The sequence below is a fragment of the Streptomyces sp. NPDC021080 genome, from assembly GCF_044333225.1.
GTDB lineage: Bacteria > Actinomycetota > Actinomycetes > Streptomycetales > Streptomycetaceae > Streptomyces.
In genome coordinates this window covers 296,926-313,157 of sequence record NZ_JBIRQM010000012.1, presented here as the reverse complement: position 1 = coordinate 313,157, position 16,232 = coordinate 296,926, and the positions used below count along the sequence as shown (strand labels likewise).

Here is a 16,232-nt window from a genome sequence, read left to right as displayed (position 1 = left end):
CCCCGCGCTGCCTACCCCCGGGGCCGCGCGGGCCCCCGGGGAGCGCGGGCGGGGGGTGCCCCGGGGCGCGGCCGCGGCACCGGGCCCGGGGGGGCCCCCCCGGGGCCCCCCCCGTTCCGCTGTCCGTCGATCGTGCCCGCCTTCGGGCGTGGCGACGGCGGGCCCGGCCCGCCGCTCACGTCACTAGGAGGTCTTGACCTTGATGTCACCGGCGATGATGGCCGCCTTGGCCTTGGCCACGGCGTCGGTCAGACCGGCGATCTGCGCCATCTTCGGGTTGCTGTCGGCGAGGCCGACACCGTTGACCTTGAGGTCGAAGGTCTGCGTACCCGTCAGCGGCTTTCCGTCGTGGACCGAGCTGGCCATGCTGTAGACCGCGCCGCCGACGTCCTTGAGCGCGGAGGTCAGGATCTTGTCCTTGTACGCGGACAGCGCCGCCTGCTTGTACTGGTCGGAGTCGACGCCGATCGCCCACACGCCCGCCTTGGAGGCGGCCTCGATGACACCCTGACCGGAGAGACCGGCCGCGGCGTAGAGGACGTCGGCACCCTTCTCGATCTGGCCCTCGGCGGCGGCCTTGCCCTTGTCGGGGCTGGAGAAGCCACCCTCGGCGGCGGTCTGCGTCAGGTACTGCGAGAGGACCTTGACGCCGGGCTTGGTGTCCTTGACGCCCTGCGTGTAACCGGCCTCGAACTTGTGGATCAGCGGAACGTCCACACCGCCGATGAAGCCGACCGTGTTGCTCTTGGTGGCCTTGGCCGCCGCGACACCGGCGAGGTACGAGGACTCCTGCTCGGCGAAGACCAGGGAGGCCACGTTCTTGCCCGGGACGACCGAGTCCACGATGCCGAAGCTGGTCTTCGGGAACTTCGCGGAGGCTTTCTCCAGCGCGGGGCCGTAGGCGAAGCCGATGCCGATGACCGGGTTGTAGCCCTGCTTGGCGAGGGACTCCAGGCGCTGTTCCTTGTCGGCGTCCGTCTCGTTGTCGGTGGGCTCGATGTCGGCCGTCTTGTAGCCGAACTCCTTCTGCGCCTTCTGGAGGCCCTCGTACGCGGCGTCGTTGAAGGACTGGTCGCCCTTGCCGCCGACGTCGTACGCGATCGCGAGGCCCTTGGCACCACCGCTCGAACTGTTGCTGCTGCTGTTGTTGTCGCTGCTGGTGCCGCCGCAGGCCGTGGCCGCGAGTGCGAGCGACGCGACCCCCACCGCGACGCGGGTCAGGCTGGCTATCCGACGCATCTGAAGCTCCCCATTCTCCAAAGCCCCGCAGTGGGTGCTGAGTTCGGCGCACATTAACGCGCGTAGACCGTCCAGGGAACGGGATTCCGCCTGGCCGTTATCCATTCGTGCCGATGGCCGGTTACGTCCTTGTGAACCATGCGGCCGAAAGGCGTGTTCGGGGACGCAGTGCCCACCGCGGCGTCACGCGGCGATTCCGGGGGACGGACCCCACATGACGGAACGGGTGGTTCCTGCTCCACGGAGTGACAGGTGCCGAAGAACTGCCGACCACGCTACTGCCGGGTGCCAGAAGGCGCGACCGGAGTCACCCGGCCGTGCTCACACCCGCCGACGGCCCCTGGGCGGACGGGGGATGGCCGGGGGCCGGGGCGGCCGGGAGGCCAAGGGGCCGACGGCTTACGCCTGTCGTCCCAGTGCGCGGATCGCGAGCCACGCGCACAGCGCGGCCAGCGGCAGTTCGGCGCCCAGCGCCATCGCCGCCGCCGTGGCGAGGTCGCTCCCCCCGGCCGCGGTCGTGGTGTCGAACCAGGCGTCGACCACCAGCAGCGTGGCGGTCGCGGTGGCCGCCAGGGCGTGCCGCAGGTGGCCGCGGGCAGCGAGGAGGCCGGTGGCGATCAGGCCGGCCGCCTCCAGCGCGTCGAGGCCCACCCAGGCGACGGGCCAGTGCGCCGCCGTCGCGGTGTCCGGCAGCCCTGTCGCCAGCGCGTACAGCCAGGGCAGCAGAGCGAGCCCGCACACGACCAGCAGCCGTCCGACCCGGCCGACCAGCCGCGAGCCCGGTTCGGCCCCGGCCTCCTCCCGCTCCGACGGCTCCGACGGCTCCGACGGCTCCGACGGCTCCGGCCGAGCCTGGTCGTGCAGGGGAAATCCTTCCGCGCACGCGCCGCCTTCGGCCGCGAACTCCTCCGTGTGTGAGGCCGGTCGTCGCATGCTCTCGTTCCCCTTCCCTCGGGCGCTCCCCTTCACGATCTCCAGCCTCCGCCGCGCACCCGGGCGCCGTCAGTCACGCAGATGCCCGACCCGGGGTGGAGAAAAGTGCACCCCGGCCCCGGGCGAAAACGTCATGGCCCGGCGGCGGCCGCGGTCCTACCGTTCGGACATGCACTTCAAGACGTGGCAACCGGACTTACTGCGGCGGCCGTTCGAAGGCGCGGGCCGCGCCACCGCGTTCCACTGCGCCGGCATCGCGATCCAGTTCGGAGTCCTGTCGGTCCTGGCGCTGCCGTGGATCTACTTCGTGCCGGCTGCGCTCTGGGCCGTGACCGTGGCGGTCGTGGTGCCGTCAGCCGCTCTGGTGCTCGCCGGTCCGCTGCTCACCCGGATGCAACGGGCCCGCTTCCGCGACCGGCTCGGCGTGCTCGTGACAGCACCCGCGGGCCTGGCGGAGCGGCCCGGACGGCAAGGCCTCCGGCAGTGGCTGCGCTCGGCCCCGGGCCGCCGTCAGCTGCGCTACCACCTGCTCGCCGGCCCTCTGTGCGCGCTCGGCGGTCTGCTGGTGACGGTGCTGTGGGCGGCAGGAACCGCTGCGGCTTCGGTCTACGTATGGCTGTGGGTGACCCCGTTGCAGTGGCGGACGGAGCACGCGGGTTACTCGGTGAAGGCGGCGTACGTGACCGCCGCCGGCGTCGCCCTGCTCTACGCGGCCGCCTGGTCGGCGAAGGCGCTCGCCCGCCGCGACACCCGCGCCGCGCACACACTGCTCGGGCCGAGCCGCGAGGAGGAACTGACCCGACGGGTGGCGGACCTCGCCGAGAGCCGGGCCGGCGTGGTCGACGCCGCCGACGCCGAGCGGCGGCGGATCGAGCGCGACCTGCACGACGGCGCGCAGCAGCGCCTGGTGGCACTCGCCGTCAACCTCGGCCTGGCCAAGGCCACCCTCGGTGACCTGCCGGAGGAAGCCCGCAAGGTGATCGACGAGGCGCACCGCGAGGCGAAGGAGGCGATCTCCGAACTGAACGACCTGGTGCGCGGCCTGCATCCGGCGGTCCTGGAGGACCGCGGGCTCGACGCCGCCCTCTCCGGCGTCGCCGCGCGCCTGCCCGTGCCGGTGCGTCTGTCGGTGAACCTGGAGCGGCGCCCGTCACCCACCGTCGAGGCGGTCGCGTACTTCGTGGTCTCCGAGACCCTGACGAACGTGGTCAAGCACGCACGGGCTTCGAAGGCCGACGTGACCGTCGAGCAGACGAGGGGGACACTGTCGATCACCGTCACGGACGACGGCGTGGGCGGCGCGGACCTCTCGGGCGGCTCGGGCACCGGGCTCGCGGGCCTCGCCAAGCGCGTCGCGTCCGTCGACGGCACGTTCTCCTGCCACAGCCCCCTCGGGGGCCCGACTGCCATAGCCGTGGAGCTGCCGTGCGCGCCGTGATCGCCGAGGATTCCGTCCTGCTGCGGATCGGGGTGGTCAAGGTGCTGGAGACGGCCGGCTTCGAGGTGTGCGCCGAGACGGCCGACGCGGAAGGGCTGCTGGCGGCGGTCGACAAGCACCGGCCGGACCTTGCCGTGGTCGATGTCCGTATGCCGCCCGGCTTCACCGACGAGGGCGTACGGGCCGCCCTCATGATCCGCCGGCAGTGGCCGGACACCTCCGTGCTGTTGCTGTCGCAGTACGTGGAGGAGCGGTACGCGGCCGATCTCCTCGCCACCAACACGTCCGGCGTCGGCTACCTGCTCAAGCAGCGGATCGCCGACGTCGAGGAGTTCGCGGAGTCGGCCCGCCGGGTGGCGGCCGGCGGCACCGCGCTGGACCCCCAGGTCGTCGCACAGCTGCTGGTGCGTCGCCACAGCGATCCGCTCGACCGGCTGACGCCGCGCGAGCGCGAGGTACTGGAGCTGATGGCGGGCGGCCGGTCCAACTCCGGGATCGCGGCCGAACTCGTGGTCAGCGACAGCGCGGTCGCCAAGCACATCAACAGCATCTTCACCAAGCTCGATCTGCCCAGGGCGGATGCCGACCACCGCCGGGTACTGGCCGTCCTCCGTCTGCTCGGCGTGGCGGACGCCTAGAGGCGTGTCCGGGCGGTCGCGGTGGAGGATGCCGACGGCCCCTGGTGGGCACCGGCCGCGCGCTGGTGCCGACCGGCGGGAGCGGCCGCGGCCGCTCCCGCCGGTCGGCGTCCGTCGAGTCACCCGCCCCATGCCTGCGCGACGAGCCGACAGGGAGCCCCCCGCTCCCGGATCGGGCGGACAGGTCCCGGCTAGACGGCCGGAGGGGCGGCCGGGGGCTGGTCCAGGAGGGCGGCGGCGGTGAACATCTCGACGCCGACCGTGATCGCGTGCTCGTCGGCGTCGAAGTCGCCCCGGTGCAGATCGCGGGTGGCGCGGTCGCCGGGGCGTCGCACCCCGAGCCGGGCCATGGCGCCGGGCACGTGCTCCAGATACCAGGAGAAGTCCTCGCCGCCGAGGCTCTGCTCGGTGTCCTCGATGGACTGCGGGCCGCGCCGGGCGGTCATGGCGTCGCGCAGCAGCTCGGTGACGGCCGGGTCGTTGACGACCGGCGGGACGCCCCGGATGTAGTTGATCTCGGACTTGGCGCGGTAGAGGTTCGCGATCTCGTCGATGGCCGCGTGGACGAGGTCGGGGGCGGCCCGCCAGGCGTCGAGGTCCAGGCAGCGGATCGTTCCGGACAGTTCGGCGTGCTGCGGGATCACGTTGCAGGCGTGACCCGACTCGATGCGTCCCCAGGTCACCGCGAGCCCGCTGCGGGCGTCCACGCGCCGGGCGACGAGGGCCGGCACGTCGGTCACGACGCGCGCGGCGGCGGTGACGAGGTCGGTGGTGAGATGGGGGCGCGCGGTGTGGCCACCCGCGCCGTCGAGTGCGACTTCGAGCCGGTCGCACGCCGAGGTGATGGCTCCGTGCCGCAGTCCGATGCGCCCCGCGTCGACCCTCGGGTCGCAGTGGACACCGACGATCCGTCCGACGCCTTCGAGCACGCCCGACTCGATCGCGTCCGGGGCACCGCCGGGCAGGACCTCCTCCGCGGGCTGGAAGATGAGTCGCACCCGTCGGGGCAGCAGGCCCTGGGCGTGCAGGTCGGCGAGGACGAGACCGGCGCCGAGCACGACCGTCGTGTGGACGTCGTGGCCGCAGGCGTGGGCGCGGTCGGGCACGGTCGAGCGGTACGCGCAGTCACTCTTCGTGTCCGGGATGGGCAGCGCGTCGATGTCGGCGCGCAGCGCCAGCATGGGGCGTACGTCGTCCGCGTCCCCGATGTCACAGATGAGGCCGGTGCCGATGGAGAGGACCCGCGGCTTCAGGCCCGCCTGCTCCAGGCGCGCCTTGATCGCCGCGGTGGTGCGGAACTCCTGGTTGCCGAGCTCCGGGTGCATGTGCAAGTCGCGACGGAACGCAACGAGTTCGGCGCGCAGTGCCTCGGGCAGCGCGCCCGGGAGCAGCGGCTCCCCGGGGAGATCGGCCTCGGACTCTCGGGACATCAGTTGGTTCACCCTCTGAAGGGTAGGACGATCGGGCGGCCAACTAACCCACGATCAACAAAAGTTCAGCCCGTTAGGGGAAGAAAATCTGGCCGCGCGGCGCATGGTCGGCTACGGGGATGGGTAAACTGGCCCGGCTCTTCGGGCGTTTGGATCTTGCACGGGTGAGGGTGACCGGCCGTGATCCGACTCGGCGGGCGGTGTCCGCCGATGTGCACCAGGGAACGCCCGGGGTGCCCGGGCCCATTCCCCTTCATGGTCCCCACGGTCTCACACCACCGCGACCGGATCCCGGAACGGTCACCGGTTCCGGTCCCTGGTGTCACTTTCCGTGATGCGCGGGCCCGGGACGCCGGTGCCCGGCGGACGCGGGGCGGGTCCCGGCCGGGCGTGGCCGTTCCCGCCCCGGCGCCGCCGGGTACGGCTCAGCCGAAGCGGCCCGCCACGTAGTCCGCCGTGCGCCGGTCCCTGGGGGTGCCGAAGATGTCGGTGGTGGGGCCGTGCTCGACGATTCCGCCCGGGGTGCCCTGCTCGGCGAGGAAGAAGGCGCACCGGTGGGAGACGCGGGCCGCCTGCTGCATGTTGTGGGTGACGATGACGACGGTCACCTGGCCGGCGAGTTCGTGGATGGTCTCCTCGACGCGGCGGGTCGAGGTCGGGTCGAGCGCGGAGCAGGGCTCGTCCATCAGCAGTACCCGGGGCCGCACGGCGAGGGCGCGGGCGATGCACAGCCGCTGCTGCTGGCCTCCGGAGAGCGCGCCGCCGGGCTGCCGCAGCCGGTCCCGGACCTCCTTCCACAGACCCGCCCGGGTCAGGCTCTCCTCGACCAGCTCGTCCTTCTCCCTGCGGCCCGTGCGCGTGCCGGTCAGGCGCAGGCCGGCGACCACGTTGTCGTAGATCGACATGGCCGGGAACGGGTTCGGCTTCTGGAAGACCATGCCGATCCTGCGCCGGGCCTCGGTCAGCCGCCGCTCGGGGGCGTAGATGTCCTCGCCGTCGAAGAGCACCTCGCCTGCCATCCGGGCGGAGGGGATCAGCTCGTGCATCCGGTTGAGGGTGCGCAGGAAGGTCGACTTGCCGCAGCCGGACGGTCCGATCAGGGCGGTGACCTGGCCGGCGGGCATGGTGAGCGAGACGCGCTCCAGCACCAGATGGCTGCCGAACCAGGCCGACACCTCGTGCGCGTCGAGCTCGGCGGGTACCGCCGCCGGGCGGGCCGGGAGGGTCCCGTCCGACGGGACGGGCGGCAGGGCGACGGTGCGGGCCGCGGCGGCCCCCGGGTCGATGAGGGCGGTGGCGGTGGGCCCGCGGCCGGTCCCGGCGGTGGCGGCCGGAACGCTGTCGGTCGGGGCGGTCTCGGTCGCGGCGCTGTCACGCGCGGCGGTCGCATCGGTCACGTCGGACACCTCGGAGCGGAATCGGACCGGGCCCGACAGGGTCCGGCGGTGGGTCGGGGCAGGCTCGGCAGGGGGCACATGGGGCCGGGACGGGCTGGGCAGCTCGCGGGGATCGGGTCGGCCCGGCAAGGGCGCGGTGATCGGGCCGGGCGGACACGGTCACGCGGGTCGGGCGGGCTCGGCGGAGGGCGGGGGCAGGTCGCGTCAGGTCAGGTTGGGGAGGAGTTCCGTCGCGCGGGTCGCGACCTGGAGACCGAGGACCGCGACGACCGGGGCGAAGACGATCCAGGTCTGGTGGCGGCCCCAGCGGTGCCAGGCCCACACCGCGGCGACGGCCGCGGCCACCAGCGCCTGGAGCCACATCACCAGCGGCCACGGCACCCCGCCGGGCCGGGCCAGCGGCTGTTCGTCCCCGGGAAGCGTGCCGGAGCGGATGACCGCGGCCGGGGTCTGCGCCGGCGTGGAGACCAGTTCGGCGTCGACGCGCAGCACCCCGCCGGGCATGAAGTCCGCCCCGGTGGCCGTCAGGAGGACCATGCGGCCCTTGCCCGCGTCGAGCGGGGCGGGCGCGGGGTCACCGGCGCGCCGGACGCCGAAGACGCGGTACTTCGCCTTGCCCTGGCCGGTGGTCACGCTGAACGTGTCGCCGGCGGCGAGGTCGCCGAGGCGCCCGAAGGGACCGCCGTACGCGGCGGCGCGGCCCATGAGCACGCTGGTGCCCGCCTGCCCCGGCATCGGGGTGTCCCGGCGGTGGCCGGGGCCGTCGGCCATGACGCCGGAGTCGGTGCCCTCCAGGACCACCTGGCGGACGTGGAGGGCGGGGATGTCGACGATCGCGAGGGGGGTGCCCGGGGCGAGCAGGGCGCCCTGCTGGTCGGTCTGGGCCACCGGGGCGGTACCGAGGGCGAGTTGGGCGCGCAGGGAGTCGTACGCGGCGTGCTGGGCCGCCCGTTCCTGGAAGCCGCTGAGGAACAGCAGCTGCGCGGTGAGGCCGAGCAGCAGGGCCGCGAGGGTGAGCAGGCCGCCGCGGGCGAGATGCCGGACGGCGGTGACACCGCGAACGCCCGTCCGCGGCAAGGGCGTTGCGAGCGTGGTCTGTACGGCGACCGTCACGGCGGCACGTCTCCTTCACTCGGGTCGAGGAATGGAAGGGGAAGGGAAGGGGTGGGGCGGTCGGGCCTCGCCGGGGGCGTCCAGCGGAACGCTCCCGGCGAGAGGTGGTTCGAGGGGCCGCGGATCAGGTGGACTTGATCTTGAAGTTGGCGCCGTTCTTCGAGCTCACCGTGGTGGAGCCGACGTACCAGGCGTGCAGGGTGTGCGTGCCGCGGGACAGCTTCGGCAGCTTGATCGTCACCTTGCCGCCGCTCAGGGTGCCGGTGGCGATGACACGGGAGCCCTCGTAGATGCGGACCGTGCCGGTCGGCGTGGTGCCGGTCGCGGTGACCTTGGCGGTGACCTTGGCCTGCGAGAGGTGGCTGATCGAGGCCGGCGCCGTGGTGGTGACGCTCGCGGAGGCCTTCGAGACGGTCAGCGAGGCGGTCCCGCCGGACGTCAGGAGCTTGCTGTTGCCGACGTACGACACGGTGAGGCTGTGCGTGGCGACCTTCAGGTGGCTGGACAGGCTGACGGAGACCTTGCCCGTGCTGTCCAGGGTGCCCGTGCCGAGGGTGGTGGTGCCCTCCTTCACGGTGACCGTGCCGCTGGGGACGACGCCGTGCGTGCCGGTGACGGTGACGCCGATCTTCGGCGTCTTGCCGTACGCGGTCGTGACGGCGGTCGCCTTCGTGGTGGTCGTGTACTTGATGTCGCCGGTCCAGGAGGCGGCGGCACCGGTGCCGTTGAGGTTGGCGGCGGAGACCGTGGCCGTGTAGTGGCCGAGGGCCAGAGAGCCGAAGGTGTACGAGGTGGTGGTGGCCGGAAGGTCCTTGACGGCGACGACGGCGCCGTCCGAACCGGTCAGCGTCACGCGGTAGTCGGTGACCGGGAGGGCGGTGGCGGCCGGGGCGGTCCAGTTCAGCTTGACGCTGCTGTCACCGCGGGTCCCGCTCAGGGCGGGCGCGGCCGGGGTCGAGGCGTCGACGCCGGACTCCTCCAGGCCGCCGAGCTTGGCGTGCTTGGCGAGGTTGACCGAGCCGTTGTAGGACTCGTTCACGAAGCCGAACTTGGCGATGACACCCTCGGCCGCGTCGGAGGCCAGGGCGGCCTCGTGGGAGCCGCTGGTGACGAAGACGTCGTAGAGGTCCTTGTCGAAGAAGATGCCGGTCGGGTCGATCGCCCGGGTCGGGACGACGTTGTAGACGTCGCGGCCGAAGGTGGCGTTCTCGTAGTAGGCGCCGACCGGGGCGAGTTTGCCGTTGACGGTGGCGACCGGGGTGGTGGCGCCGCTGTCGCCGGGCAGCTGCACGGCGGCCAGGTGGGCGCCGGCGGCGGCCGCGGTGGTGCTGAAGTCCGGGGAGACGCCGTTGTTCTGGGCGATCCAGCTGCCGACCGAGAACGGGACGAGCGCGCCGTCCGCGTCGAGGGCGCCGTCGGCCTGGTTCTCCTGGACGGTCGCGACGGTCGGGGAGAGCGTGGCGTCGGTGAGGCCGATGGCGCCGAGGAAGAACTTGCGGGTGCCGGAGCCGCTCTGCGGGATCTTCGGGTGCACGGTCTGGCCGTTCACCTCGGTCAGCGTGCCCGAGTAGATGTCGTGCAGCTGGTCGACGGTGAGCGTGTTCAGGGCCGAGCCACGGACCGCCACGCCGACCGCGTCACGGGCGAACGGGATGTAGGTGAAGGCGGTCCCGGAGGAGCTCGGGCCGCTGGAGGAGCGGGCGAAGTCGACCTGGCCCTTGATGGAGACGCCCGAGCTGTCGGGGAACTTGTCGCCGGTCAGCGCCATGCTCAGGGCGAGGCGGCCCTTGCCGGAGCCGTTGGGGCGCAGGAAGGACGGGCCGCCGCCGCGGGTCTGGATGTTCGAGGTGGTGGAGCCGGTGCCGGGCTCGATCGCGTCGTAGGAGGCGACGCCCGCGCCGCTCGCCGACTTCACGGCGGTGGCCGTGTAGGAGTTGCCGTTGACGGTGTCGCCGGCGAGGGCGTTGAGCACGTCCTGGGTGGTGTCCGAGCCCACGCCGACCAGCTTGCGGAAGGTTCCGGCGGGGGTGGGGTCGGCGGACGCCGGGCTCGCCAGAGCCAGCGTGCCGGACACCACGGCGGCGGCGACCATGGCCGCCGAAAGGCGCGTCGTGCGCATTGAGAGTCTCCAGAGGGTGTGCGAGGTGACGTCGGGTGGATCTGGCAGGGTGGTACGGGCCGTCCGCCCCGACTGCCTTTCGGGGCGGGCGGCCGTCTGTGGGGAGCGGGGCCCGGCGGGCCCGCGCTCCGGTGGCTCAGCTCCGGCCGGAGGGCAGCCGTCTGCGCAGCCACTCGGGCAGGGTGAACGCGGGGACGGTCACCGCACGGCCGCCGGGCAGCGGGATGCGCAGCGGGAGCCTGGAGCCGCCCGCGAACGGCGCCCCGATGCCGGCGAAGGCGCCGAGTGCGGCTCCGACCGGGACGGCGTACCGCAGGGAGTTGTCCGGGTCGTCGGGCGTGGTGCCCAGCGCGGTGGTCTGCAGGGCCTTGCCGCCGTCGTAGGACGGTGCGGCGCTCGGCTTCGGGCTCGCGGTGGCACCGGGCGTGGCACTGCTGCCGCCGCTGCCCGCGCCCGTGGGGCCGCCGTCGCCGCCGCCCGTGGAGCCGTCGGCGCCGCTGCCGCCCGATCCGCCGCCGGAGCTGTCGGAGCCGCCGCCCGTGGAGCCGCCGCTCGACGACCCGCCCGTGGAGCCCGGGCCGCCGGTGGGCGTCGAGCTGGGGCCTGTGTAGTGGACGAGGGCGTCGGCGGCCGTGGTCGCCCTGGTGCGCAGGGCGGCGGGGAGCGGGGCGTAACCGGCCGGGAGCAGGCCCGGGTCGGCGCCGCTGGTCTGTCCGTCACCGGCGGCGTAGCGCAGCAGGGCCGCGTAGTCCTTGCGGGCGGCCGCGTCGATCCCGGCCGGCCGGACGGCCGCGTAGACGAGCTGGGCGAGCGGGTAGGCGCCCTCGGCGTCGGCGCCGGCCGGGGTGATCTCGGGGGCTCCGGTGCCGGAGACACCGGTGGCCGCCGCGGTCAGCGAGGTGGTGGCGGGGCCCACGAACTTACCGGCGGTGTTGCGCAGCCGGGCGGTCTGCAGGCCGTAGCGGGCGGCGGAGGCCGCGTCGGTGACGGTGATCACGAACCGGGAGCCGACCGTCTGGGGGCCGGGGCTCTTGAAGGCCGGCGGGTTGGCGAGCGCGTCCCAGCTGGACTTCCAGAGGGTGTCGGCGCGCCGGGTGTGCAGGGCGCCGGAGTGCATGTCCTCGACGTAGGGGTGGAAGTCGGTCATGCACTGCTTGACGGTGGCGTCGGTGCCCGGCGGGATCGTGCACCAGGGGTCGCTCTTGGGGTAGTCGTCGGCGCCCGCGGGGTCGAAGGCGATGCCGGTCGGGTTACGGGACGCGGTGGTGCTGTAGTACGGGTTGACCTGGGTGCCCCAGCCGTCGGCGTCACCGGCGAGGAAGGCGCGGGCGTCCTTGTCGGAGAGGATCCACTGCCACAGCGCACGGGCGGAGTCGCTGTGCCCGAGCGAGGTGATCAGGTCGGTGTCGGTGGACGGGGTCTCGGAGACCGACAGGTCCGCGAACTCGGGGTTCAGGGAGATGAATTCGGGGTCGCTCGCCAGTCCCGCGGGGTTGTTCCTCGCCCAGTCGTAACCGGACGCGGCCGAGTCGCCGAGGACGGCTCCCCAGGGCGAGTTGCGGTACGACTCGGTGAGCAGCTTGGCGACCAGGCGCGGGGTGAGGTCGACGGACTCGACCTTGGTGCCCGCGAGTCTGCGGACGGAGTCCGGCGCTCCCGCCTTGGGTCTGCGTTCGACGGTGAAGCCGATGACGGTTCCGGACAGGGCGACGGGCGCGTACACGGCCGGGTCGGAGGGTGCCGTGGTCCCCGGGTCGGCTCCGAGGGCCCGGGTGGTGAACGCGAGTCCGGAGGAGCCGTCGTTGATGAGCCGGGCGCGGGTGTCCGGCTCGCCCAGCTCGGTGTAGCCGTACACCGTGCCGGTCGGGCACAGGGCCGCCTGCCAGCTGGTCATGGCGTCGGCGGCGAGCTCGCTGCCGGTGGTGGCGCGCTCCTTGGCGCCGAGCGCGCAGTTGGTGCCGACCGGGTTGAAGCCGAGCGGGATCGCCACCCGGTTCTTCCAGTTGGTGGAGGAGACCGGGGATCCGGCGTTGACCTGGCTGTGGTCGGCGTACGGGTTTCCGTCCAGGTCGAGGTGGCCCTGCGGGACGATGACCAGCCAGCAGGAGCGCGGCCTGGTCCCCCCGTTCACGGTGACCGGCACGCCGCAGCCCAGGTGCGGGGCCTCGTTGGCGGTCTGGACCTCGAAGTACTCCTTGCCGGTGCCGTCGGCGCCGGTGCGGGCGAAGTCGACCTCGTTGGTGGTGTTGCGGTTGAAGAAGGCGTTGTTCTGGGTGCCGGAGGTGATCACCGTGCCGTCGACGGACCTGAAGGGAACCTCGCCCGGGGCGTTGGGGTTGCCGGCCCCGTACCGGTCGTCCTGGCCGTAGTTGGCGGGGTCGGCGCTGTAGAAGACCTTGCGGGTGTCGTCGTAGTCGTTGCCGGGCCAGCTGCCCCGGTCGGTGGTCGGGGAGGCGCCGTACTGGCACTGGGTGCGGGAGGGGCCCGGGTCGGAGGGCACCGTGCCGTCGTCGTCGCCCCAGCACTGCATGATCTGCACGAAGTCGGTGTTGAACGCCGTACCGGCGAACGTGGTCGGGGTGCCGCCGGACCAGGAGACCGTGACGGCCTGGCTGGTCAGGTGGGCGGTCCGGTCGACGGTGAACCTCATGTCCTTGAACTCGCCGCGCCCGGAGACGGTGACGGCCGAGGAGGCGGTGGCCGCGGTGCCGGTCGCGGCGGCCGGGGCGGCCGCCTGGGCCACGCCGAGTCCGGCGAGGGCGCCGACGGCGGTTCCGGCGACCAGACGCAGGAACAGCCGCCGTACGCCTGTGCCGCGAGGTGTCGCGGTGCGAGGTCCTGCGCTGTGAGGTCCTGTGCCGGGGAGGTTCATCGCCGCGGCCCCTCTCCGGAGTTCTTTCCGGCGCCGCGTCCGGTGATCGCCCGGGACACCAGGGAGGGCAGCAGGACGAGGCCGAGCACCAGGAAGGCCGCGATCAGCATCAGTGTCTGGGTGCTGGTCCAGCCCTGGCTGCCGGCCACGGAGACCGGTTGGGCGAGCGCGATGGTGTCGCTCGCCGCGCCGCTGCCGCCGCCACTGCCGCTGCCGCTGCCGCCCGAGGAACCGCCGGTCCCCGAGCCGCCGCCCGAGCCGGGCGAGAGCGTCTGGCCGGTGTCCGGGTCGACGACCGGTTCGGAACTGCCGCCGGTTCCGCCTCCCGCGGCGCTGCCGCCGCTGCCCGAACTCCCTCCGGAGGTACCGCCGTCGGAGCCTCCGCCGGTGGAACCGCCCGAGGCGGAGCCGCCGCCGGTGCCGCCCGTGGAGCCCGAACCGCCGGAACTGCCGCCCGCCTTGGCGCCACCGCTGCCGGTGGTGCAGGGCGGGGCGCCCTTCTTGTCGCACGCGGCCGGGTAGGGGGCGGTGTCGGCGAGCTTGTTGTGCCCGTCGCCGGAGAAGGTCGGGTTGTTGCAGCCCCTGATGTTGATGCTCTGGGCCTGGACGCCCGGGATGCGGCGGATCTGGTCGAAGCCCGCCTTCACCAGGTTGATCGGCAGAGGCGAGTAGCCGAGCGAGGGAGCCTGTTGCTGGCCCTGGCACATGAAGTAGTACGAGAACGCGCCGAGCGTCTTGCCCTTGGCCTTGGTGAAGGTGCCCTGCACCTTCAGGGGCAGGATCATGTACGAGTAGCTGGACAGCGGGTAGTTGCGCCTGTCGGAGTCGTTGTAGACGCCGTCGAGCTTCTGCGTGAGGTAGTCCGCGGAGTTCCTGTCGTTGTTGATCTGCGCCTTGAGCAGCGAGACCGCGACGTTCTGCGGGGTCGGCTCGGTGTAGTAGCCCGCGTGGTTGAGGACCTTGGCGACCGGATAGTGCGCGTTCAGGGCGTACGAGTAGTTGACGTACCCGATCGCGCCCTCGCCGTAGTTCTGGGCGACGTAACCCGCGACGCCCAGGTCGCCGGACTGGGCGATCATGCCGGAGACGGTCGGGTAGTACGAGGTCTGCCCGCAGGCTCCGGAGCGGCCGACCCTGTTGCAGTAGGCCTGCCACAGCGCCTTGTGCTGGTTGGCCATCCACATCGTGAACTGGGCGGTGGATCCCGAGCCGTCGGAGCGTACGACGGGGACGATCGTGCGGTGCGGGAGCTGGACGCCCGGGTTGTCGGCCTTGATGACCGGGTCGTCCCAGGTCTTGACGGCCCCGGTGAAGATCTTGGTGACCACGTCGCCGGACAGGCGCAGGTTGGTGAGCCGCTTGCCGTTGACGGTCAGGTGGTACATGAAGACGGTGCCGCCGGCCACGATCGGCATGTAGGCGTAACTGCCGGACGCGGGCCGCTCGGCGGCCGAGCCGTCGGTCGGGTGCGTCTGGAACGGGATGTCCGAGACGGCGAAGTCGACGGTGCCGCTGAGGAACTGACGGCGGCCGTCGGAGGATCCGGTGCCGGCGTAGCTGATCCGCATGCCGTACTGGTTGACGGCGCGCCGCCATTCGTCGACGGCGTTCTCGGCCCAGGTGGAACCGGCGCCGGATATCGGCGTGTAGCTCTCCGCGGCGGCCGGGGCCGCCAGCGGACCGGCCAGCAGCCCGGCGATCACGCCGAGCAGCGCGCCGAGCGTCCCGAGCGCCCGCAGGCGCCCGAGGGCGGTGTGGAGGTGGCTGCGCATCAGTCGGTCTCTCCGGTGGCGGGGGCGGACAGGGCGTCTCCCCCGGGGTGCGGTTCCCCGGGGCTCTCGAACAGGGACAGGCCGGGCGCGTGCAGGTCCTCGAAGCGCCGCACGTCCGCTCGCGAGGCGCGGGCGGTGCGGCGGGCCTGGCGCTTGGTCCGGTGGCCGGGGCCGCGCCCGCCGATCACCCGGGCGATCACGAACAGCACCAGGACGAGGGCCATCAGGACGGCGGCGGCGCCGAAGCCGCGGGCGATCATCGTGGGCTCGGGCGACTTGACGAAGTTGAAGACCGCGAGCGGCAGCGAGACCATCGGCCCGCTGGTCGCGTCCGCGTTGAGCGCGGCCGTGAAGCCGGCGGTGAGCAGGACGGGCGAGGTCTCGCCGATCCCGCGGGCGGTGCCCAGGATGACGGCGGTGGCGAGGCCGGAGCGGGCGGTGGGCAGCACGACGTGCCACACCGTGCGCCAGCGCGGCGCGCCGAGCGCCTCCGCCGCCTCGGTGAGGTTGCCGGGCACCAGGCGCAGCACCACGTCGGAGGCCCGGATCACGATCGGCAGCATCATGACGCTGATCGCGAAGCCGGCCGCGAGGCCCGACTTCTGCATGCCGAGGCCGAGGATCCAGGTGGCGTACACCATCAGGCCGGCGACGATCGAGGGCAGCGCGGTCATCGCCTCGACGATGGTGCGGACGAACCGGGAGAACCGGCCCGGGATCTGGTTCAGATAGACGGCGCAGGCCAGGCCCAGCGGCACGGTGATCGCCAGCGCGATGGTGATCATGGTGAGGGTGCCGAGCATCGCGTGGGCGATGCCGCCGTGGGTGAGCGGGTCGAGGGGGCCGGCGGCCTGCATGTCCTGGGTGAAGAAGTTGCCGTGCGGCAGCGCCTCCCGGCCGCGCCAGGCGGTGAAGCCGACGACCATGAACAGGCCCGAGAACAGCAGCGTGGCCGCCGTCCACAGCACGACCGTCATCACCCGGTCGCGTACGGCCTGCCCGTCCTCGTCGAGCCCGGTCAGCACCGCGTAGACCGCCAGGAAGGCGACGTAGGCGGTGACCGTGAAGCCCAGCGCGCCCGAGAACGGGGCGAGCCGGCCGAACAGCAGGACGGTGACGCAGATCCCGGAGGCGGCGGCACCGCACAGGGACAGCACCCCGGTGCGGGTGACACCGCCGATGCGGCGCGGCTGGAGCGGCTCGGGCGCGTGCTCCACCGCGGCGTCCGCGGGAGCCTCGTCCCGCACTCCGTACAGGGGGGTCTTCTCGATGACGGTCATC

At 73.0% G+C, this 16,232-nt stretch carries 11 protein-coding genes; 2 read left to right on the top strand and 9 right to left on the bottom strand.

Going from position 1 to position 16,232, the window contains the following annotated elements:
* Positions 1 to 183: 183 nt before the first annotated feature.
* Both ACH4S8_RS29045 and ACH4S8_RS29040 read right to left on the bottom strand, forming a co-directional pair.
* Positions 184 to 1,239, bottom strand: a complete 1,056-nt coding sequence (locus ACH4S8_RS29045; RefSeq protein WP_398399117.1) for a BMP family protein — start codon at positions 1,237 to 1,239, stop codon at positions 184 to 186.
* Positions 1,240 to 1,638: 399 nt separating this feature from the next.
* Positions 1,639 to 2,172, bottom strand: coding sequence for a hypothetical protein (locus tag ACH4S8_RS29040; RefSeq protein WP_398399115.1), 534 nt, complete (start codon positions 2,170 to 2,172; stop codon positions 1,639 to 1,641).
* Between the two features lie 169 nt (positions 2,173 to 2,341).
* On the opposite strand from ACH4S8_RS29040, the gene ACH4S8_RS29035 reads away from it, so the two are divergent.
* Positions 2,342 to 3,610, top strand: a complete 1,269-nt coding sequence (locus ACH4S8_RS29035; protein ID WP_398399113.1) for a histidine kinase — start codon at positions 2,342 to 2,344, stop codon at positions 3,608 to 3,610.
* Positions 3,598 to 4,248 carry a response regulator gene (locus ACH4S8_RS29030; RefSeq protein ID WP_398399111.1) on the top strand — a complete coding sequence of 217 codons (651 nt, stop codon included), beginning with the start codon at positions 3,598 to 3,600 and terminating at the stop codon, positions 4,246 to 4,248. Before ACH4S8_RS29035 ends, ACH4S8_RS29030 begins: the two co-directional genes overlap by 13 nt.
* Positions 4,249 to 4,439: 191 nt before the next feature.
* Here the strand turns inward: ACH4S8_RS29030 and ACH4S8_RS29025 are convergent, their stop codons facing one another.
* From ACH4S8_RS29025 to pstA, 7 genes are all read right to left on the bottom strand, one after another.
* Positions 4,440 to 5,678: a M20 family metallopeptidase gene (locus tag ACH4S8_RS29025; RefSeq protein ID WP_398399196.1), complete on the bottom strand. Its 1,239-nt coding sequence runs from the start codon at positions 5,676 to 5,678 to the stop codon at positions 4,440 to 4,442.
* Between the two features lie 425 nt (positions 5,679 to 6,103).
* Positions 6,104 to 6,928, bottom strand: a complete 825-nt coding sequence (gene pstB, locus ACH4S8_RS29020) for a phosphate ABC transporter ATP-binding protein PstB (RefSeq protein ID WP_398399194.1) — start codon at positions 6,926 to 6,928, stop codon at positions 6,104 to 6,106.
* 351 nt (positions 6,929 to 7,279) lie between these two features.
* Positions 7,280 to 8,188, bottom strand: coding sequence for a sortase (locus ACH4S8_RS29015; RefSeq protein WP_398399109.1), 909 nt, complete (start codon positions 8,186 to 8,188; stop codon positions 7,280 to 7,282).
* Between the two features lie 124 nt (positions 8,189 to 8,312).
* Positions 8,313 to 10,307, bottom strand: a complete 1,995-nt coding sequence (locus ACH4S8_RS29010) for an Ig-like domain repeat protein (RefSeq protein WP_398399107.1) — start codon at positions 10,305 to 10,307, stop codon at positions 8,313 to 8,315.
* Between the two features lie 136 nt (positions 10,308 to 10,443).
* Positions 10,444 to 13,179 (bottom strand): hypothetical protein, encoded by a 2,736-nt coding sequence (locus tag ACH4S8_RS29005; RefSeq protein ID WP_398399105.1) that lies wholly within the window; start codon positions 13,177 to 13,179, stop codon positions 10,444 to 10,446.
* On the bottom strand, positions 13,176 to 14,951 hold the full coding sequence (locus ACH4S8_RS29000) for a phosphate ABC transporter substrate-binding protein PstS (RefSeq protein ID WP_398399103.1): 1,776 nt from the start codon (positions 14,949 to 14,951) through the stop codon (positions 13,176 to 13,178). The genes ACH4S8_RS29005 and ACH4S8_RS29000 overlap by 4 nt, the downstream gene beginning before the upstream one ends.
* Entirely contained in the window at positions 14,951 to 16,231 is a 1,281-nt protein-coding gene (gene pstA, locus ACH4S8_RS28995; protein ID WP_398399101.1) for a phosphate ABC transporter permease PstA, read from the bottom strand. Before pstA ends, ACH4S8_RS29000 begins: the two co-directional genes overlap by 1 nt.
* Position 16,232: the final 1 nt, after the last annotated feature.

Bases quoted from the DNA above. Each gene is read 5' to 3' on its own strand.
- ACH4S8_RS29045 (WP_398399117.1), bottom strand. From the start codon at position 1,239: ATGCGTCGGATAGCCAGCCTGACCCGCGTCGCGGTGGGGGTCGCGTCG.
- ACH4S8_RS29040 (WP_398399115.1), bottom strand. From the start codon at position 2,172: ATGCGACGACCGGCCTCACACACGGAGGAGTTCGCGGCCGAAGGCGGC.
- ACH4S8_RS29035 (WP_398399113.1), top strand. From the start codon at position 2,342: ATGCACTTCAAGACGTGGCAACCGGACTTACTGCGGCGGCCGTTCGAA.
- ACH4S8_RS29025 (WP_398399196.1), bottom strand. From the start codon at position 5,678: ATGTCCCGAGAGTCCGAGGCCGATCTCCCCGGGGAGCCGCTGCTCCCG.
- ACH4S8_RS29010 (WP_398399107.1), bottom strand. From the start codon at position 10,307: ATGCGCACGACGCGCCTTTCGGCGGCCATGGTCGCCGCCGCCGTGGTG.
- ACH4S8_RS29005 (WP_398399105.1), bottom strand. From the start codon at position 13,179: ATGAACCTCCCCGGCACAGGACCTCACAGCGCAGGACCTCGCACCGCG.
- ACH4S8_RS29000 (WP_398399103.1), bottom strand. From the start codon at position 14,951: ATGCGCAGCCACCTCCACACCGCCCTCGGGCGCCTGCGGGCGCTCGGG.
- pstA (WP_398399101.1), bottom strand. From the start codon at position 16,231: ATGACCGTCATCGAGAAGACCCCCCTGTACGGAGTGCGGGACGAGGCT.